Source organism: Nostoc commune NIES-4072 (assembly GCF_003113895.1).
Classification (GTDB): Bacteria; Cyanobacteriota; Cyanobacteriia; order Cyanobacteriales; family Nostocaceae; genus Nostoc; species Nostoc commune.
In genome coordinates this window covers 186,273-205,940 of sequence record NZ_BDUD01000001.1, presented here as the reverse complement: position 1 = coordinate 205,940, position 19,668 = coordinate 186,273, and the positions used below count along the sequence as shown (strand labels likewise).

20 protein-coding genes are annotated in these 19,668 nt (G+C 41.1%); 8 read left to right on the top strand and 12 right to left on the bottom strand.

All coding sequences use genetic code 11. The features are described from left to right. Positions 1–34: 34 nt before the first annotated feature. The 4 genes from CDC33_RS40080 to CDC33_RS00860 all read right to left on the bottom strand — a co-directional run bounded on the left by CDC33_RS40080 (position 35) and on the right by CDC33_RS00860 (position 2,955). Entirely contained in the window at positions 35–463 is a 429-nt protein-coding gene (locus CDC33_RS40080; protein ID WP_244919096.1) for a PAS domain-containing protein, read from the bottom strand. A 237-nt stretch (positions 464–700) separates the two neighbouring features. Beyond that, on the bottom strand, positions 701–919 hold the full coding sequence (locus tag CDC33_RS00870) for a ssl0294 family protein (RefSeq protein ID WP_109006881.1): 219 nt from the start codon (positions 917–919) through the stop codon (positions 701–703). A gap of 173 nt (positions 920–1,092) precedes the next feature. Further along, the gene (locus tag CDC33_RS00865) at positions 1,093–2,115 is read right to left on the bottom strand and encodes a tetratricopeptide repeat protein (RefSeq protein ID WP_109006880.1); all 1,023 of its coding nucleotides are present in this window, start codon (positions 2,113–2,115) and stop codon (positions 1,093–1,095) included. Positions 2,116–2,421: 306 nt separating this feature from the next. Beyond that, on the bottom strand, positions 2,422–2,955 hold the full coding sequence (locus CDC33_RS00860) for a GNAT family N-acetyltransferase (RefSeq protein ID WP_109006879.1): 534 nt from the start codon (positions 2,953–2,955) through the stop codon (positions 2,422–2,424). Between the two features lie 75 nt (positions 2,956–3,030). On the opposite strand from CDC33_RS00860, the gene CDC33_RS00855 reads away from it, so the two are divergent. The 3 genes from CDC33_RS00855 to CDC33_RS00845 all read left to right on the top strand — a co-directional run bounded on the left by CDC33_RS00855 (position 3,031) and on the right by CDC33_RS00845 (position 5,894). After that, a complete protein-coding gene (locus tag CDC33_RS00855) occupies positions 3,031–4,911 on the top strand; it encodes an ABC transporter ATP-binding protein (protein ID WP_109006878.1) in 1,881 nt (626 codons plus the stop codon). 331 nt (positions 4,912–5,242) lie between these two features. After that, on the top strand, positions 5,243–5,698 hold the full coding sequence (locus CDC33_RS00850; protein ID WP_109006877.1) for a PIN domain-containing protein: 456 nt from the start codon (positions 5,243–5,245) through the stop codon (positions 5,696–5,698). Beyond that, positions 5,685–5,894 carry a hypothetical protein gene (locus tag CDC33_RS00845; protein WP_109006876.1) on the top strand — a complete coding sequence of 70 codons (210 nt, stop codon included), beginning with the start codon at positions 5,685–5,687 and terminating at the stop codon, positions 5,892–5,894. Before CDC33_RS00850 ends, CDC33_RS00845 begins: the two co-directional genes overlap by 14 nt. Positions 5,895–5,950: 56 nt before the next feature. Here CDC33_RS00845 and CDC33_RS38165 read toward each other — a convergent pair whose 3' ends face one another. The 3 genes from CDC33_RS38165 to CDC33_RS00835 all read right to left on the bottom strand — a co-directional run bounded on the left by CDC33_RS38165 (position 5,951) and on the right by CDC33_RS00835 (position 7,340). Beyond that, the gene (locus CDC33_RS38165; RefSeq protein ID WP_181373849.1) at positions 5,951–6,112 is read right to left on the bottom strand and encodes a hypothetical protein; all 162 of its coding nucleotides are present in this window, start codon (positions 6,110–6,112) and stop codon (positions 5,951–5,953) included. A 115-nt stretch (positions 6,113–6,227) separates the two neighbouring features. Next, the gene (locus tag CDC33_RS41090) at positions 6,228–6,362 is read right to left on the bottom strand and encodes a hypothetical protein (protein ID WP_280524387.1); all 135 of its coding nucleotides are present in this window, start codon (positions 6,360–6,362) and stop codon (positions 6,228–6,230) included. Between the two features lie 492 nt (positions 6,363–6,854). After that, positions 6,855–7,340 (bottom strand): DUF1036 domain-containing protein, encoded by a 486-nt coding sequence (locus CDC33_RS00835; RefSeq protein ID WP_109006874.1) that lies wholly within the window; start codon positions 7,338–7,340, stop codon positions 6,855–6,857. A 167-nt stretch (positions 7,341–7,507) separates the two neighbouring features. On the opposite strand from CDC33_RS00835, the gene CDC33_RS00830 reads away from it, so the two are divergent. Together CDC33_RS00830 and CDC33_RS00825 are read left to right on the top strand one after the other, a co-directional pair. Beyond that, a complete protein-coding gene (locus CDC33_RS00830) occupies positions 7,508–8,335 on the top strand; it encodes an IS982 family transposase (protein WP_109006873.1) in 828 nt (275 codons plus the stop codon). A 103-nt stretch (positions 8,336–8,438) separates the two neighbouring features. Next, entirely contained in the window at positions 8,439–9,137 is a 699-nt protein-coding gene (locus CDC33_RS00825; protein WP_109006872.1) for a WD40 repeat domain-containing protein, read from the top strand. A 370-nt stretch (positions 9,138–9,507) separates the two neighbouring features. On the opposite strand, the gene CDC33_RS00820 is transcribed toward CDC33_RS00825, so the two are convergent. From CDC33_RS00820 to CDC33_RS38155, 5 genes are all read right to left on the bottom strand, one after another. Beyond that, a complete protein-coding gene (locus CDC33_RS00820; protein WP_109006871.1) occupies positions 9,508–10,410 on the bottom strand; it encodes a hypothetical protein in 903 nt (300 codons plus the stop codon). Positions 10,411–10,734: 324 nt separating this feature from the next. Then, positions 10,735–11,370: an acetoacetate decarboxylase family protein gene (locus CDC33_RS00815; RefSeq protein ID WP_109006870.1), complete on the bottom strand. Its 636-nt coding sequence runs from the start codon at positions 11,368–11,370 to the stop codon at positions 10,735–10,737. A 206-nt stretch (positions 11,371–11,576) separates the two neighbouring features. Then, on the bottom strand, positions 11,577–13,481 hold the full coding sequence (gene dnaK / locus CDC33_RS00810; protein WP_109006869.1) for a molecular chaperone DnaK: 1,905 nt from the start codon (positions 13,479–13,481) through the stop codon (positions 11,577–11,579). A 524-nt stretch (positions 13,482–14,005) separates the two neighbouring features. Then, positions 14,006–14,824 (bottom strand): SDR family oxidoreductase, encoded by an 819-nt coding sequence (locus CDC33_RS00805; RefSeq protein ID WP_109006868.1) that lies wholly within the window; start codon positions 14,822–14,824, stop codon positions 14,006–14,008. Then, entirely contained in the window at positions 14,821–14,964 is a 144-nt protein-coding gene (locus CDC33_RS38155; RefSeq protein ID WP_181373847.1) for a hypothetical protein, read from the bottom strand. The genes CDC33_RS00805 and CDC33_RS38155 overlap by 4 nt, the downstream gene beginning before the upstream one ends. 80 nt (positions 14,965–15,044) lie before the next feature. On the opposite strand from CDC33_RS38155, the gene CDC33_RS00800 reads away from it, so the two are divergent. From CDC33_RS00800 to CDC33_RS00790, 3 genes are all read left to right on the top strand, one after another. Continuing rightward, positions 15,045–16,766 carry a HAMP domain-containing sensor histidine kinase gene (locus CDC33_RS00800; RefSeq protein WP_109006867.1) on the top strand — a complete coding sequence of 574 codons (1,722 nt, stop codon included), beginning with the start codon at positions 15,045–15,047 and terminating at the stop codon, positions 16,764–16,766. Positions 16,767–16,959: 193 nt separating this feature from the next. Next, positions 16,960–18,420 (top strand): sensor histidine kinase, encoded by a 1,461-nt coding sequence (locus tag CDC33_RS00795; protein ID WP_109006866.1) that lies wholly within the window; start codon positions 16,960–16,962, stop codon positions 18,418–18,420. Between the two features lie 430 nt (positions 18,421–18,850). Next, positions 18,851–19,519 carry an AIM24 family protein gene (locus tag CDC33_RS00790; protein WP_109006865.1) on the top strand — a complete coding sequence of 223 codons (669 nt, stop codon included), beginning with the start codon at positions 18,851–18,853 and terminating at the stop codon, positions 19,517–19,519. The last annotated feature ends 149 nt before the right edge of the window (positions 19,520–19,668 follow it).

Genomic DNA, 19,668 nt, shown 5'->3' with positions numbered 1-19,668 from the left:
CAAATATTTTTTTGCTATCAAGACTTTGACGAATTTATTGAGTAATTTGTTCAAGTAGTAGAGTTCGATGCAATTGCCGTTGCAGTGCAACTTTTGCTCGTTTGTTTTCGGTAATATCGTGATTAATGCTCACAGTAGCAATTTGCCCCTGTTCATCCTGTAAAGAGATTATGGTTGTTTCACAAATCCCCTCAGTACCATCTTTGCGATAGTTGCGGAGAACAACTTTGCAACTTGTTCCAGATTGAATAGATAAGCGCAGTTCATTGAGTGCTGGTTGCTGATTATCTGTGCGTTGCAAAAATCGACAGTTTTGCCCAATCACATCATTAGTACTGTAGCCTGTTATTTGCTCAAAAGCTGGGTTAACGTAAATAACTGGATGATGGGCGAGTCTAGCATCGGCAATAATAATTCCATTACTGGTAGCACTACACAATTTCTTTATTACGATCGCTCGCAAACTTGGTTTCCGAACTATTCCTCAAGCACAACGCGCCCTCTCCAACCAACTCGATAAAGTTTTTTCTTTCTTTGTATGAAACCACCCTGCCCCAACCCCCTTGAAAAAGGGGGACTTTTTCTGATATTTACCCCCTTTTTAAGGGGGTCGCCGCAGGCGGGGGGATCTTATCTAAACTGCAACAATGGGGGGCTATCCGAGTAAAATGATTAGCCTGATTTACGATTACCCAAAAATTTAGTCAATCGAAATCTGTTGAGGCCCACTTGCTTTGCCATTATTTGCATCTGTTGTGGTGCTGATGTAACTATTGGAGCGGGTCTGTTGCTCCAGCCAGCTTTTTACAGGATCTTCTGCAAGATTGAGCCGAAGCACACCAGAGAATAACCCACCGACAAATGAAACTGGATGCTGGATAAATTCTTTGAATATAGGTGATAATTCACTAATGAACATTTAAAGACTCCTGGCGATGCCATAAAAAATTATTACTTCTTAATTGATCGTAACCTGTTGAGCAATATATGGTTGACGGTAAAGAAGTTGCTAATTTTTTGAGCTTCAACTCGAACGACAAAATTCCCGACTTCTTTAAGGAGAAGTCAGGAATCTGAGTCTGCTGCATCAACCTACAGAGAATCTATAAACTGCTGTACTTTTTCCAGGAGTGGCTGATGTTCGATTTGCTCTGCTAACTCTTGGGCGTTTTGGTAGCACGATCGCGCCATTTTTTTGCGTTTCGTTGCGGCGTACAGGCTTCCCATATTCAGCAAGGTTGAAATTTCTCCCAGGCCATCGCCGAGTTGTTGATAAATCGCAATGCCTTGCTTATAAAACTTCATTGCTTGGCGATGCTCTGCCAGAGTGCTATAGGTATAACCAATGTTATGAAGTGTTGTTGCCTCACCAGAGCGATCGCTGATTTCTCGACGTGTCAAAAGAACTTGATAGTAGAGCAATAGCGCTTGTTTCGGTTTTCCTAAATCACTATAGATTGAGGCAATATTATTCAAGGTGGTTGCTTCACCAACCAAATTCTTGACTGCTCGTTGAATTGGAAGCGCTGCTTGAAAAAATTCTAGAGCTTCCTCAAACTTGCCTAAGACGTTGTAAGCAAACCCAATACCATTTAGGGTTGTTGCCTCACCAGAAAAGTCACCCAACAATCGGCGCATCCTCAAGATTTGGTGTTGTAGCAACAGTGCCCGTTTCGGTTCTCCTAACCGGGTATAAATTAGTGCTACATCATTAAGAGTAGAAATTTCGCTTTGAGTATCTTGCGATCGCCTAAAGATTGGTAGTGCTTGCTCAAAATATTCTAACGCTTGCGAAAAGCGTCCAAGACGGCTGTAAGTAGAACCCAGATTGCTAAGTGCAGTTGCTTGTGCTGACGCGTTGCCAATTTCAACAGCAACCGAAAGCGCCTGATTAAAGCGTTCTAATGCTTTTTGAGGTTGCCAGCAACTGAGGTGAGCTAAACCAAGATCGTTTAATGTATGACCTTCTCTGGCTCTGTCTGGAATTGATCTAGCCAAGTGTAAATTCTTGGTTACCAGATCGAGAGACTCTTGGAATCTCCCCCGTTGGTAGTAGCGGCTTGCTTCGTCACGACGTTGTTCCCACTCTTTGACTTGATTTAAAGGTTGCGTCATCTGGCCTCAGTTGCATTCTGCGATAAATGGCAGGACATCTTTTAGGAATGAACCTCTCTTAGGTTTCCCAAATTTTAACCTTAATCATCTATCTTTAGATATAAGACTTTAAGATAAAAATATGGTATAGTTTCATACTTAGAGAATATGTGTGAAGTAATTAATACAAATAACTTAGTAGTAACGCACAGCTACACGCCTCTACTAAAGACCTAAAGCATATATTCTCTATAGCTTTATTGAGTTCGCAGCACTAGTTTTTGTATGTAGCAGTTTGTTCGCCGATCATTCTGTGATCTGATAGTTTTAAGATTGCGAAATGTAAAGGGAATCATCCGTTTGCCATTCTGAGTTTGAGGCGGCGTAGTATACTACACTATGACCGTAATAGCTAGCATTCTTTTCGTACTTCATTCCTACCTTTTGAATCACCCGCACTGAAGCGATGTTTTCTGGATGTGCAATCGCTACTATCCGATCTAGCTTCACTTCCCAAAATCCAAACTTTAAAGTTGCAAGAGATGCTTCAGTTGCCAGTCCCATGTTCCAATAGGACTTGTCAAACACATAGCCAAGCTCAACTTCTGGCGTATTTTCTAGAAATCCAAGTCCGCAACGGCCAATCATTGCACCAGTTTCTTTGTATATTACTGCCCACATCCCAAAGTTGTGTTGTTGCCACTGTTGGATATGCTTGTTTAAACTTGCTTGGGTTTGTTCCCTTGTTCTTGGCAACAGATACCTCATGACTTCTGCATCGCTGTAGAGGCGAAATAGGTAATCAAAGTCATTTAGATTGAAGTGCCTTAGTCGCAATCGTGCAGTTTCTATCTCAGGCATAGTACTAGAGGTACAGGACAAACGCTACTTTAAACATGCGTATTTTTTTATAAACATTAATATAATGCTCTTACTATGAGCATCTATCAATCTCTCAAAAAATCTTATACGCAAGATCGTCGGAGTGAAAATGACTGGCGGTTGTTTTTGCGTTTAGTGCCTTACGCCCGTCGTAGTGGACGGCTGTTGGCGCTATCAATGGGCTTACTTGTGCCGCTAGCCTTAGCTAATGCCGTACAACCACTGTTGATTGGCCAAGCTATCTCGTTAATTCGCCATGAACCAAGCACTTACGAATTTCTCAGGAATCGCCCCATGTCCGAAGGGCTAAATATCCTGGAGGGATTATTGTTAGTTGCGATCGCAAGCCGACTGATTTTAACAGGCTATCAGGGTTATTTAGTACAAAAGCTAGGGCAAAAAATCACCGCAGCAATTCGCCAAGACTTATTCCAACATGTGACATCGTTAGCAGTACGCTTTTTTGACCGTACACCCGTAGGTAAATTAATCACCAGAATCACCAGCGATGTGGAAATGTTAGGCGATGTCTTTTCGACTGGAGCGATTGGCATTGTGTCCAATTTGTTTTCCATGCTGGTGATTTTGGGTTTAATGCTTTCCCTTGAATGGCAACTTACTTGCTTGCTGCTAGTGATGTTGTTACCAATTAGCTGGTTAATAGTTTACATTCAGCAACAGTACCGCAAAGCCAATTACAAAGGGCGGGAAGAACTTTCTATATTGAACTCACAGTTACAAGAAAATGTGGTTGGCATTAACGTAGTGCAGTTGTTCCGTAGGGAAAAATTTAATGCCGAATTGTTTCGCGCCACAAACAGCCGCTACACTCAGCAAATGGATAAAACCATCTTTTATGATTCATTTATTTCAGCCACCTTGGAATGGATTGGTCTGATTGCGATCGCAGCTGTTTTGTGCTTGGGTGGTTCGTTACTATTAGGAAAAAGTTTAGCTTTTGGGACATTATCTGCATTTATCTTGTATGCCCAGCGATTATTTGATCCTTTAAGGGATTTTGCGGAAAAATTTACAGTAATTCAAGCAGGTTTTACTGCCATTGAACGCGTAGGCGATATATTAGATGAACCGATAGAAATCCGCGATCGCGCCAATGTCCGCTTCTCAATATTTGATGCGAAATTTGGCTACATAGACGAGATCGTTGCCAATCTAGAATCTCCAGACGTCACTTCCCCCCCTGAACTGGGAGAAATCCGTTTTGATCACGTCTGGTTTGCTTACAAAAATGATGATTACGTAATTAAAGATTTAGACTTCACCATTCATCCAGGTGAAAAAATTGCATTAGTCGGCCCCACAGGTGCGGGTAAAAGTTCAATCATCCGTCTTTTGTGCCGCCTCTACGAACCCACTCAAGGACGCATTCTCATAGATGGCGTAGATATTCGGGAAGTACCACAGGCAGAACTGCGGCGCTACATGTCAGTAATTTTCCAAGAAGGCTTTTTGTTTGCTGGTGATGTTAAAAGCAACATTTCTTTAGGAGATGGTTATACCATTGAACAGATTCAACAAGCAGCAGAGCAAACCAACATTGCCCAGTTTATAGAACAACTACCCCAAGGGTATGATACTCAACTGCGAGAACGGGGTACAAATATTTCTAGTGGTGAAAAGCAACTTTTAGCCTTTGCGCGGGCTGCCATTCGCAATCCCCAAATATTGGTACTAGATGAAGCTACCGCTAGTTTAGATGTTGGCACAGAAGCTTTAGTTCAAGAAGCATTAAACCAGCTTTTGCTCAGACGTACTGCGATTATTATTGCTCACCGCCTGTCTACAATTCGCAATGTAGACCGGATTTTTGTTCTCAAACGTGGCGAATTAATCGAACAGGGAAGTCACGAGCAACTAATCCAAGAAGGAGGGCTTTATGCCACTTTACATAACTTGCAGATGTTGGGAACTTAAGATATTTTCAGAATAATCTGAAAGTAGGAAACAGCGATCGCTATCACTTTTGAGGTTATGAGAAATGCGTAGTTTACCGCCGTAGGCATCGCACAAAATCCTAGAAAATTTAACAGAAAACTCTCAGTTTATTGACGTGACTGAAGAGGTTAAACCCTGCATCCGACAAACACGACGCACAAAAATCTTGTGTTATGAGAAAGCGCGTAGTTTACCGCCGTAGGCATCGCACAAAATTATCGTGTAATAAAAAGTGCGTAGTCTACCGCCGTGGGCATCGCCATAACCAATTAATATAAAAAAGCAGTAGTGCAGTTGCTAAAAATGAAACATGACTCTGATTTATCTAGACTATAACTGCTTTCAACGTGGCTTTGATGATCCAAGACAAGTTAGAATTCAAATGGAGGCTGTAGCCTGCCAAGAAATATTTACTCAAGCTCAAACAGAACAAGTAAGTCTGGTGTGGTCTTTTATGCACCAAGATGAAACTGAATTATGCCCCTTTGTTGATCGTAAATATTCAGTCTTGGGCATGGTGAGTTTGTGCAAAATAAAGGTAGTTCCAAAAACTGAAATAGCAGAACAAGCCCGTTTGTTCCAGCAGTTAGCTAATCTATCGAGCAAAGATGCCCTACACTTAGCCTGTGCTGTTTATATTCAAGCTGATTTTTTCTTAACTTGTGATGACAGTCTCAGAAAACAAGCTCAGAAGTTGGAATTAGAAATAGCAATCATGAACCCAATTGACTATATTAGGAATAACGAAAATTATGGAAATAAATAATATTATGGATGATACAGAAATTAGAGTAAAAGGCATAAATGCCCTATATAAATCTCTTGGTTCCGCAGCAGCAATGAGGTTCTTGACATTGCTACACAAAACCCCTACTGATTATGTAGAAATTTCTAGAACAATATATCAAGATCAGACCATAGATGAAATTTTTACTAGATCAAAACAAAATTGGCAAGATTAATTATATTCATTGATGGCTTCACTCGCCATAGGCATCGCTCTGGGTTTTTAGCTTATTCAGAAAGAGCGATCGCCCAAAATCATCGTGTAATGGAAAGCGCGTAGTTTACCGCCGTAGGCATCGCCCAAAACTATCGGATCATAGAAAGTAAAAACACGCCTGTCCTGGCGAATGGAATTCGCGGCTATACAAACAAAACCCACCTCCGTGGGTTTCAAATTCTTTGAGTCCGCGTAGGCGGACTTCGTTTGTGTAGATGCGATTTCTAATCGCCTGGAATATAAAATTGCAGTTGCCCTGATTCTGCAATCACAGCTTTCATCTCAGGATCTCCTAACTCTTGTGGGCGTTTAGCCGCTTCGCTTGCCAAGCCACTTTAAAAGAACCTTGGACAGTTTGTAACAAGTCGTAAGTATCCCGAACATCAGAACCAGTACCAAGTAAACTCCGTAATCCTGTCTTTTCCAACCAGTTGTTTTTGAGCAGAGGAATAGTTTTATCAGTTAACAGGCTGACGCGATCGCTATAACTGATTTGTTCTTTGGGAATGTCATCACCCTGGACTAACCAAACCTGACCATAACTGCCTGGTTGACCATCTGTTCCTTTGCGTCCCTGTTTGCCACTCTCCCCATTTTCGCAAGTAAAAGTTTTTTGCTCTGACAGACCAATATATTTCCAGCCATAACGGTAATTGGCATCTGAGGGCTGGGACTGGGGTCGGTTTTCTTTTTCATCGTAGAAAGAGTAGCACAGGCAGCATCACGCCGATTTTTCATGCAGCTGACAACATCGCTATCAACTAAAAAATTACCCAAGCAATCGCTCAAACTTTGTTAGCAATAAACAGTAGACTATGCAATGCCGGAAATTATCATGTAGCCAAAAGTGCGAACGCTCTTACCTATTTCACCACAACTCGAAATAATCGGGATCACACAAAATCATTGTGTCAATTTACTAAATATCTCTAACTAAATCGGGATCTCCAAATGTGAAATTAAATCCACCCCCATCAGACGGAACAGCGATTTCAATACCTTGATAAAATTTTTCATTTCTTCTACACTTTGTTTTCTGATAACCATAAAAACCATCAGAAACTGGGCCGCAGAAACCTGTATTTCCTGAGCTACTATAAACTGTACTTGAAGTTTTTCCATAAACAAACATAGCGCCACGATAATTTAGTACATAAGCACATTTACCAGGTGCAATGTTGTACCACCCCTGTGCAATCCAACCATTTTTTTCAAAGCTGTAATACATAATTGCAGCAGTCACAGTATCTTCTCTTACATCACCGTTACAGAGCTTTACGGGACCATTTCTTTCAGCTGCGTGAGCAATAGGTTCTGTAGGTATGAGAAAACCTGTTATCTGTAGAGCAGAGGTTAAAGTTAAAACACTTGCTAATTTAAATAAACAAGACTTGTTTAAGTTCATGAGATGCGCTCCTTTGCTATTTCATGTAAGCGTTTAATTATTGTGCAGACTTCTTGCTAAAACTGCTTATCTAAATAACCCAAGTTGCTAGTTACTCTTATGGGCGATCGCTTTGGGACAGTAAAGCAATAAAATGCCCTCCAAGAAGAGAAAATTAGGAGGGCTAAATGCTAAACGAAATAATTTCCATATATGCTATCATAGACGACCTGTTAAAGGCGATTGGGCATAATGAAGATTGTCGTCGAGAGATGAATGACGCAGAAATTATTACAACGGCAATAACATCGGCGATGTTCTTTAATGGTAATCATAGTAAGGCTTGTACCTATATGAAAGAACATAAGTTGATATCTAATATGTTAGAAAAGTCACGATTTAACCGGAGATTACACAGTGTCTCAATGTTAATCAACGACTTGTTTCATCAAGTGGGAATGGCACTGAAGGAAATTAGTGATTCCACTGAATATCTTTTAGACTCGTTCCCAGTGCCCATCTGCGATAACATCCGTATCTTTAATGTAAAAATAATACAGTCGGCGCAGTATAGAGGTTACATCGCATCGAAAAAACGATATTTTTACGGGGTTCGAGTTCAGTTATTAACAACCAAAAATGGTATTCCTGTCGAATTTGTGTTTATGCCTGGTAGTGCCAACGATGTACGTGCTTTAAATGCCTTACCCTTGAATCTACCACCTGGTAGTGAAATTTATGGTGATTCAGCTTACACCGACTACACGATTGAGGATGACTTGGAACAAACAAGTCACATTTCTTTAAAAGTCATGAGGAAAAAGAACTCCAAGCGTCAAGACCAGCCTTGGAATCAATATATTAAACAACATACTCGGCATTATATCGAAACTGTGTTTAGTAGTATCACTTGTGTTTTTCCAAAATCAATACATGCAGTCACTTATCAAGGGTTTTTACTTAAGCTACAAGCATTCATTTTTTCTTTTACTCTTCAACAAGCTTTTATTGAATAAGTAATTTATACAACTAATAGGCATTTAAGTAGCTGAATGCTGGCAACAATGGCATCGGCACGTTGGCGCTAGGCACCAACTTTGTTGTACGCGATCGCATGAATTGAGTGATAACAAGTGCATATCAGTCGATAACCAGCAACTTGGGTTAAATACTCTACAGCCTGGTATAAAGTTTGACGGTCGGAAAAGGCAGGGGCATCCTGGCTCTGTGTTAGCGATCGCATGGAGTCCTGACGGAAAGACTCTCTTCAGCAGTGGCTATGAAAAGATAGCTAAACGCTGGGATATTGAAACAGGAACCTGTCTTTATAGTTGGGAGGCAGACTCAAACCGTGTTTGGGCAGTTGCGGTGAGTCCAGATACTCAATACGTTGCTACTGGTGGTGATGACTCCTTGGTGCGCTTGTGGGACATCCACACAGGGGTTTGTCTGCGTACATTCTCTGGACATACCAGCCAGGTACTCAGTATTCTGTTCACCGCCAATGGCGATCGCATGATTAGCAGTAGTAGCGATCGTAATATCAAAATTTGGAATGTAGTTACTGGAGACTGCCTTGCTACACTACAGAATCATCTCAATTGGGTATGGTCACTTAATCTGAGCCACGACGCTCAAACTCTTCTCAGTGGTAGCTGGGATGAAACAATCAACTGTTGGGATATTACTACCGGGCAATGTCGGCAAACTTTCAGACCAGTCCGCCCGTATGAAGGCATGATTATTACTGAAGTGATGGGGTTGACTGAAGCAGAGGTAGGAACTTTAAAAGCTTTGGGGGCGTTAAAAGTGAATTGATGCACAACTGAGCGCACTCTTCTTGCGCTGTCGTAACTATTCCAAACCTGACTTTTCACGGGATGTGGAAAAAAGGAATTGGTTCGCGAATGACATTCGCGAACCAATTCCTACTTTTTGTTGTATTTGGGGTATGAGTAGCATTCGCGCAGAAAACCGGGTTAAGAGATATTACATGGGTAATACAAGTATTTTTAGAAGCTAAAATCCTTGTTTTATGGTTGAGTAGTGACTCCATGATCAGCATTAGTCAACGACCTTCGTTATCAGTAGAATACTTATTTAATAAAGCTTTTAAGCTTAACTCAGTTTTATATTCCGATGATAATTATACCCCTATTTTACTACAATTAAATACATTTTTTACAATTTATTTATTCCAATCAGATGTTAGTTCAATAGTGCGATCGCGTATTTTTAAATCAAAACCTTCTCGACAACAAATAATGTCATAGTAAACTACAGATTTAATAGATTGCCAAAAGGGCATCAATATAGTGCCATTGATTAAAATTGAAATCATCAGTGGTAATATACTGATAAACATTTTATTTTCATTAGCCCAAGTTCCAGATAAAAATAGGGAGATTAGTCGTATTAAAATATTGAATCCTATACTATAAATCAACCATCCTAAAATTTGTATAGGTAAAGTAATTACAAATGATACGAGTATAATGGCAATAATCCGCCATGTTAAACCCTTGCTTAGTTGTCTACTTCTCTTAATTGCGCCAATGGAGTTAGTATCATCTTCTATTGCTAGAGGTAAATCAGTAATGAAGAAACGTGAGTAAAACCACAGAGGGCTGGAATAAATAGCTATAGCTATCGGAATAATGATGATTCTAAATATAGTATTTTCAAAGGGATTTGCTTTATTGATTGGTTGAGATATGGCACCAAAAACTGTTGCTAATATTCCATAGATTATTCCGGCAATTATTGAAATTGCAATGTAAAAAAGAAAAAATTGTAGTAAACATATTAATATAACTAGAATTGCAGTTATGAGAAACTGCCAAAATCTTTTTTTAATCTGAATTTTTGCAACTTTTGAGCTTTCAGGCTCACCATTAATTTCACTAAACGCTAAACGGGAAATTAAACCAGCGAACGCATAAAATTTTGCCCATCCATAAATAGGGACTATTAGCCATAAATGGGCAAATAATGATAAGCGAGAAAATCTTTTGAAATTTGAACGATATAAATAGCTAGCAAGGCTAACAATATTACCAATATTAAACTGCTGCGTAAGATTTGGAAGCATAGGAGCTAGGGACTAGAGACTAAGGAAAGGGGCTTGAGTAACAGGCGAACCGAAAACTGGGATAAGCTTGAAGGCTTTATCAGATAAAGATTTTATCCATAACTAAGGTCATTGACGCTCTGCTTATCATCAAGTCACTACTACAACGAGAAAATAAGGGTTTCAGCTTTTAAACATACTTGTATTAACCATGTAATATTTCTTAACCCGGTTTTCTGCGCGAATGCTACTCATACCCCGGTTTGGGTAGAAAGATTTTTCTGACTTTTTTCTTATTTAGGAACTTCCAAATAACAAAAGTAGGCAAACTTCCGCCACAGTGGACTAGATAGCCATCTGTCCTACAACCTTTGGCGCATCAATCCGCAAACTCATCTGCTCACAACGCACAGTTAACCAAGGCTGACCTAAACCTATTCCAAAAAAAGGACTTTCGGGAGGGATTTCTAACTTAGAACTAATCAAACCCAACACAGACTCAAATTCAGCAGGGAATATCAGCAAATCACCACCCTTGGCGCTGAAAGCAGAAGCAGTTAACCACTGTCTCCATGCCAAGCTTTGTTGATTATAGTTAAGACTACACAGCTTCCGGTTTTCCTGATGCACAGTAACAAACTTTTCTTGTTCCCAGGTAAACTCAGCTAGTTCCTTTGGTAGTCCCCAAATTTCTCGGCCACCAGCCACTGAATCAACATTATCTACATAAATGTGGGAAACCCAACCACCAATTTTTCTTTGGTAATTAACTACAGATGGGGCAACAATTAACTCACTGTACTCCAGTACCGAGCCTGACCCATAATGAGATAAATACACGCTAGCGAGAGTTTTACCAGGCCAGACAGAAATAATTTCTAACTCTAAGGGAATCAAAGGGCGCACTTGGTCAACATTTACCAAATGTAGAGTTTGGATAGCATAGCCCTGAAGTGTCCAAGGTGCTTGTGGATATGGCATAAGGGAGTTAGAAGTTGAGAGTGAGGAGTTAGGAATAAAGTTAAGAATTAAGATTAAGAGTTACCAATATTAGTTCTACTCTAACTCCTAACTCCTGTACAGACGCGATTAATCGCGTCTCCTAAAAAAAAATCCCCACTCAGGGATTTGCCTGAGTGGGTAATATGAGGTGGGACTAAATAATCTTCCCAAAAGAAGTAGGGGAATTATTTGCTCTCTGTAAAATCAGCGTCAATTACATCGTCGCCGCTACCAGAACTAGATGTGGAACCACCATCTTGGGGTTCAGCACCAGGTGTAGCACCGCCACCAGCTTGTTGATAAATATTGCTACCAACAGCAAATAACGCTTGTTGCAATTCTGGGGTGAGCTTTTTGATTTGCTCATCGTCTTCTTTAGCAACTGCTTCTCGCAGTTCTTTCACCAAACCTTCGACTTTGGTCTTGTCAGCATCGGGAACTTTATCGCCCAATTCTTGTAACTGCTTCTCAGCTTGGTATGCCAAAGAGTCGGCTTGGTTCTTGCGTTCAATCTTCTCACGCCGTTCTTTGTCAGATGAAGCGTTTTGTTCAGCTTCTCTAACCATCCGGTCAACGTCAGATTTATCCAGGGTGGAAGCGCCGGTTATGCTGATGGACTGTTCTTTACCAGTACCTTTATCCTTAGCGGTAACGTTTAGGATACCGTTGGCGTCAATGTCGAACACCACTTCAATTTGAGGAACGCCACGTGGTGCAGGAGGAATACCATCCAGACGGAAGGTTCCTAAGCTCTTGTTATCGTTAGAGAATTCGCGTTCACCTTGAAGGACATGAATTTCTACGTTGGTCTGTCCATCCACAGCAGTGGAGAAGACTTCCGATTTTTTGGTAGGAATTGTAGTGTTGCGGGGGATAATTTTGGTCATCACGCCGCCCAATGTTTCAACACCCAAAGATAGCGGTGTCACGTCTAACAGCAAGATGCCAGTTACATCACCAGCTAGTACCCCAGCTTGAATAGCTGCACCAACTGCTACGACTTCATCAGGGTTGACGGTTTGGTTGGGGTCTTTACCCAATACCTGCTTCACAATCTGTTGGACTGCGGGAATGCGCGTAGAACCACCAACTAACACCACTTCATCAATATCGCCTTTGTTTAACTTGGCATCCCGAAGGGCGTTTTCCACAGGAATACGGCAACGGTCGATTAAGTCAGAGCAAAGTTCTTCAAACTGAGCGCGAGTCAGGGTTGTATCCAGGTGCTTGGGCCCATCCTGGGTAGCAGTGATGAATGGTAGGTTGATTTCTGCTTGGCTAACGCTAGAAAGCTCAATTTTGGCTTTTTCTGCCGCTTCAGTCAGACGTTGTAAAGCTTGCTTATCTTTCCGCAGGTCAATACCTTCGGCTTTTCTGAACTTTTCAGCTAAGAAGTCAACTATTTTTTTATCGAAGTCGTCACCACCAAGGTGGGTATCACCAGATGTGGCTAGTACTTCAAAAACTCCATCTCCTACTTCCAGCACGGATACGTCGAAGGTACCACCACCAAGGTCAAACACGAGGATGGTTTCGTTACTCTTCTTGTCAAATCCATAAGCCAGAGAAGCAGCTGTAGGCTCGTTGATAATCCGTAGAACTTCAATCCCGGCAATTTTACCAGCGTCTTTTGTTGCTTGGCGTTGCGAGTCGTTGAAGTATGCGGGAACAGTGATTACAGCTTGGGTTACAGTTTCACCCAGGTATTTGCTGGCGTCTTCAACTAGTTTGCGAAGAACTTTTGCAGAAATTTCTTCAGGAGCAAACGGTTTACCAGCTATCGGACAATCTAATTTGACATTGCCGTTGCTGCTGAGGACTTTGTAAGAAACTTCCGTAGCTTCGTTACTCACTTCCTCGAAGCGGCGTCCGATAAAGCGTTTGACTGAGTAAAACGTATTTTCGGGGTTCATCACCGCTTGGCGCTTGGCGATTTGACCAACCAAGTTGTCGCCATTTTTCGCAAATGCGACTACTGATGGCGTTGTCCGAAAACCTTCAGCATTAGCAATTACTGTGGGTTTACCACCTTCCATTACTGCTACGCAGGAGTTCGTTGTTCCTAAGTCAATTCCAACTACTTTTGCCATTTTAGGTGCTGGCTCCGTATAACTACAAATGAATGAATGAGAATATAAAGGACTAAATTTTGAACCAATAAGGTCAATAAATCAGCCAGTTCAGCATGAATACCTTTGTTTTGGCTTTTCTGGGGTTAAAACTCCAGATATGCTGATATATATACTGAAGCTTAGTGTTAGCCAGTCCATGAAGGGTGGTTTCCCGAACCTTGCTTAGGACGGTTAAACTAACTAAATAGTTTTTTTAGTTATTTCATGGATTTATTGCCTTCACTCTGTCTAATGTATGGGAATTAATACTTTCAGTAATTAGGGTGAACCGTAACGGTAGAGTCGTGTTTGCCGCCTTTAGAGGTAATAAGTTACAAAAGTACCGAAAATAGAACAAAACTAAAGGGTGCGACGCCGATAGCGAAGCGTTAGCGAGTCATCGAGCGTCATAGCCCACCGCAAGCATTGCCTCAGGAATTCTGTATTAATCGTCAATATTTTGGTATTGGGCATTGGGCATTGGAGAAAATACGACTCAGCACTTACTCAATCTTAGAAAAAAGAGTTTCCCAGTTAATTACAGGCGGCCTTTGTCCCTGGTTGACTATTTCAAAAATTTTCCTGGAACTACTTGGGTGTAAAAGGCATTCTACACAAGCGTTTGCTACATCAATTCGGCTGGTATCACCTGAAAGCGTATCCCCAGTGCCTACGACAACACCGTATTTACCTCCAGTTTTTGCTTTCAGTAGGGTGTTGAGGTCGTATGAGGTATATGGCCCGTCAATCAGGCGTCCTGGGCGGATAATGGTGTAGGGTAATCCTGAGTTAATAATGGACTCTTCGCCTTTTTGTTTGGCATCCAACACGCCAAAAGCATTAAGAACACTAAAAGGAAACTGATTTTTACGCTCAATTCCGCAAGAAGAGACGAAAACGAACCGCTTTAAATTGCGGGGTGCTGCTGCCACTAGGTTGCTCACACCTTCGGCATCGACCTTTGCCGGACTATTCTTTGCTTTTGCTTCACTAGATTTGGGGTTAAGGAAAGTAATTCCCCATTCAATCAAGTTTGGGGATTGCTCAAACTCCCATCGCGCAGAGGGAAAGGCAGTGGTTCCAGTACAGCTGATGATGTGGCTGACATTTTGTGTTGCGGCTGGTAGTGTAGCTGGCTGGCGGATGTCACCAACGGCAATTTCTACTCTCCGATTAAACATTTCTTCGGCTTTTGCGGCATTGCGTGTTAGGACACGAACTTTCAAACCCTTTTCTAGTAACTTGCCTACTACGAGTTGCCCCACTCCACCAGTCGCACCAGCAACTAGTACCAAATCTTCAACTGAATCAAAAGAATTCATAAACTGCCTTTGAGATGGTCTATTGTTAATCTACTCAAAAAAATGCGTAGGCGTAGCCAGCCGTAGGCATCGCCGACGGCGGATAGCTCTAGATTAAAGATTTGACTAATGGCTGTTGACTCTGTAGCTTTCAGGCACATATCTGGGAATTTTAAAATCAGGGCAAACTCCCCAAAACTGAATTAGCGCAGTAGTCAGCACTTGAGGTTTCGAGCAAAGAATGAAAATTAGTCAGAAATTAATTTCGGGAATTCTAGGAATAGCTGCTCTCTCAGTAATTACTGGTGCGATTAATGCTCATCAACAATTGAAGATAGCTAAGTATATTGCTCAACAAGAGGCTGAAGAAGTTGCTGGACTAGTGGGATATTTCGTAAGTCATGAACTTGATGAATACCACGAAATTGGATCGCGAGATAAAATGCTAGCCGAATTGCAAGAGCATGTTATCTCGCTACACAAGAAACGTCAGCGCGATCTGGAGATTGTAGACCGCAATAAAATCATTTTGGCAGATGTAGTTCCAGAAGACATTGGTACGCGATTAGATCACGATCGTAATAATGAAGTTGGTAAAACTATTCAAGATGATATACCAAGATCATATATTGAGTTCAGCCCTGAGTACCCAAAGGGGATTCGATTGATTGCTGTTCCTTTTAAAACTGGCAAGGGTGAAACAATTGGTGCAGTCATTCTAGAATATACACCGCTTTATAAAGCAGCCCTAGCAACAGCCTATAAAAATATTGTTGCCACGTCGATTATCAGTTTGGTATGTGGCATACTGGCACTATTAGTAGGCTATTTGATCTCTAGAAGCATTTCAAAACCGATTAAACAACTCCAGCAAGCTGTGGTAAATCTGACTGAAGGTAAGCTGGATACCAGAGTTTATATTCACTCCCAGGATGAGATTGGCGAGTTAGCGACTTCCTTCAACAAAATGGCAGATGATCTGCAACATTCCAGAGATGAGTTGGTCAATGCCAACGAACAATTGCGAGACGAGATTGTTGAGCGTCAGCAAGCAGAAGCAGAACTTCAGCAAGCTCTGAAAGACCTGCAAAAAACCCAAATTCAATTAATTCAATCTGAAAAAATGTCGAGTCTGGGTCAATTAGTGGCGGGAGTTGCCCATGAAATCAACAATCCGGTTAATTTTATCTACGGTAACATTCAGTACACTGATGATTATATTCAACAGTTGCTATTGTTAATTAAGCTTTATCAAAATTATTATCCCAACCCAGAGCCAGAAATTAAAAATGCTCACGAAGAAGCAGATATTGAGTACTTAATAGAAGATTTACCTAAGATGTTGTCCTCTATGAAGATGGGGGCTAAACGCATCCGGGAAATTGTTCTCGGTTTACGAATTTTCTCTCGCTTGGATGAAGCTGAGTTTAAAACGGCTGATTTGCATGAAGGAATCGACAGTACCCTGTTAATTTTGCAACACCGTCTTAAGGCACAAAATAATCGCCCTCAAATTCAAGTGGTCAAAGAGTATGGTGAAATACCTAAGATTCAGTGTTTTGCAGGGCAAATGAATCAGGTATTTATGAACCTCTTGGCAAATGCAATCGATGCTTTAGAAGAGTGTTTCCAAAAAGAACTTTGTCCATATCCCTTGATTCGCATTTATTCTGAACAGGTAAATGAAAATGCCGTCATTCGGATTGCTGATAATGGAGCAGGAATTCCAGAAGAAATCCAGTCGCGTTTATTTGATCCTTTTTTCACTACAAAACCAGTTGGTAGGGGAACTGGTATGGGATTATCGATCAGCTACCAGATAATTACTGAAAAGCATGGTGGATCTTTGCAATGCATTTCATCACTGGGACAGGGTGCAGAGTTTGTAATTGCAATCCCGATTCGAGAAGCGAAATCAGCAGAATCATTAACCTGCGATCGCCATAATTCGGTAACAAAATAAGTACAACTGTTTTTCAACCTATAACTGCGTAGGCGTAGCCCGTAGTAGACATCGCACTTAGAGGGGAAATTGCGCCCGAATTGTTCGGTTCTACCACTGTCGCCACTACGCAAATAGCTATAACCTCTTAGGTAGTAGTGAAATGTCTACCCTAGACGCTGTTAGTCGCTCTTGAATTAAGGGGTGAAAGCCTGTGTATAAATGGATGTTGCCAAGTCTGAGCGAAATCTTGGCTGAAAATCAATCAAGTGTAGCTGAATGTTCACCTGCTAAAGCAGAGCGGCAGTGGCGTGTCAGCCTAGCAGCGACAGAACATTTGCTATTAAATACTTTAGCATCTGCTTGGGTTGATACAAGCCAAGGATTAGTTTTAGCTGCACCAGCACCTTTGTTTAGTCAGCCAAAACTGACTCAAAGATTACAAACAGTAACTTTTACCGCAAAACCATTTAACCCTTTGGCGCTGATGCCATTTCAGATGCCAGATGCAATCGCGTCTGTAAATGAAGAAATCGCTCCCCATGAATCGGTACTTTCTTTATTACCTGCCGATCCACTAGGTGCAGAGCAGTTTTGCTTGGTTTTTACAGATAAATTTAGTTTAGTACTGGTTTTAGCAACCCACAAAAACGGTAAAAAAACTTTTTCATTCTCTTTTGAACCAGAGGTAGTGCAGCAAGCTTGGCGATCGCTAGGAGCAAGGGTAATGCTGGCTAATCCAGACTTTTTTGCCCGTCTAGATACTTTAGTACAAAAGTATTCTATGGTTGCGCCAGATTGCGGCATCATGATTCAGTTTAGCCAGTTGTTGCTTCAAGAATTAACAGAAGCAGAAGAAACTAAGGAATCTTTAGTAGGAACTGGAGACAAGGAAGACAAAGAAAATAACCCATGCCCAATGCCCAATGCCCAATGCCCAAATCCTGATGTAGAATTACTCCAAGCTTTCGCTCACGAAGTCCGCACACCTTTAACAACTATTCGCACCATGACTCGTCTGCTGCTGAAGCGGCGAGACTTAGATGCTAGCGTGATCAATCGTTTAAAAATTATCGATCACGAGTGTACCGAACAAATTGACCGCATGGAGTTGCTGTTTAAGGCAGCAGAATTGGAAACTACTACTTCAGCAAAATCGCCAAAAACTCAACTTACGCCGATGTCTTTGGATCAAGTGTTGCAACAGAGCATTCCCCGTTGGGAACAAGCCGCGCATCGGCGGAGCTTAACTTTAAATGTCGTTTTACCCCAGCAACTACCAACTGTGGTGAGTAATCCCATGATACTAGATCAGGTACTCACTGGTTTGATAGAGAATTTCACTCGCAGCTTACCTGCTGGTAGCCATATTCAAGTACAAGTCATTCCGGCGGGAGATCAACTAAAGTTACAATTATCACCCCAATTTGGATGCAAAGATTCAAGTAAAGCCGCTATACCTGCAACCCCACCAATTCGCAAAGCTCTAGGTCAATTGCTGATGTTCCAACCAGAAACGGGTACGATTAGTTTGAATATCGCCGCAACCAAGCATTTGTTTCAAGCGATCGGCGGTAAATTGATTGTGCGCCAGCGTCCACACTATGGGGAAGTTTTGACGATTTTCCTCCCTCTAGAAGTTAGCAATAAACATCAATTTGGAGCTAAAGCTTAAGAGTGAAGATTCATCAACTATTTTTCAAAATTATAAATATTCACTCTAAATTAACCTGAGTTCGACAAACCTCTCCCTGGTTTTACGTAGTAAAGCTAGGGAGATATCTTTTTATTCGACTAATTTATGCGGACACAATATAACCCGTAGAACTCACGCTAAATTAAACAGTAGATGAGTAGATATAAAACACAACAATAGATCCCCAACTTTTCAGAGAATTCGGGGATCTATTTACTAAGGATTTTATGTTTAATTAGGTTGACCTATTTTTTTTGAACACAGATAATTCATTTTCATCAAATAGACTTTGTTTAACAATCTGATTAAATTTTTCTGACTTGCCATCTGTAAAAATAGATGGCAACAATGTATATAAATTCTAGTTAAGAGCCAAGAACACCTTTCTGCAAACATTAAAAGGAAAATTATGGCAGGTTTTGAAGTAATAGAGAAAGAAAGCTTACGTTTAGTCAAGGTAACTTTACAAAACGAAACAGTCCGAACTGAATCTGGTGCTATGTACTATATACGTGGCAACATTCAGATGCAATCTAAAGCTCCTTCAGCAGGCGGGTTTTTAAAATCCCTAGCCACGGGAGAAAATATTTTCCGTCCTACATATACAGGCACTGGTGAATTATATTTAGAGCCTTCGTTATCGGGATATCACATTTTAGAATTAGACGGTAGTGAATGGATTTTAGATAGTGGCGCTTATTGGGCTAGTGATGGCACTGTAGAAGTAGGAGTTGAACGCAACAAATTTGTATCAGGCTTAATTGGTGGCGAGGGATTGTTTCAAACAAAAGTTAAAGGCAGGGGTACAGTAGTGATGGCAGCACAAGGCCCTGTAGAAGTAATAAATTTGCGAAATGACCGATTAGTTGTGGATGGAAATTTTGCCATAGCTCGCACAAGTACCTTAAATTATCGCGTTGAAAAAGCTACCAAATCTCTTTTAGGTTCGATGACTTCTGGTGAGTTTATCGTCAATACTTTTGAGGGAACTGGTACTGTATTGCTGGCTCCTGTACCTTATTGGCAAGTTATGATGCTCCGCCAAATTAGCGCCGCGCTACCAAAAACTTCTAGCTAAGAATCATCGTAAGTCTTTGTGACACGCTTGTGCGATGCCTGCGGCGGGCTACGCCTACGCTCGTTTTATTGAATTGCCGTGGGTAAATCTAGTTATTAGTCATTAGCCATTGGTACTAATGACTAATAACTAAAATTTTCATAACTCAA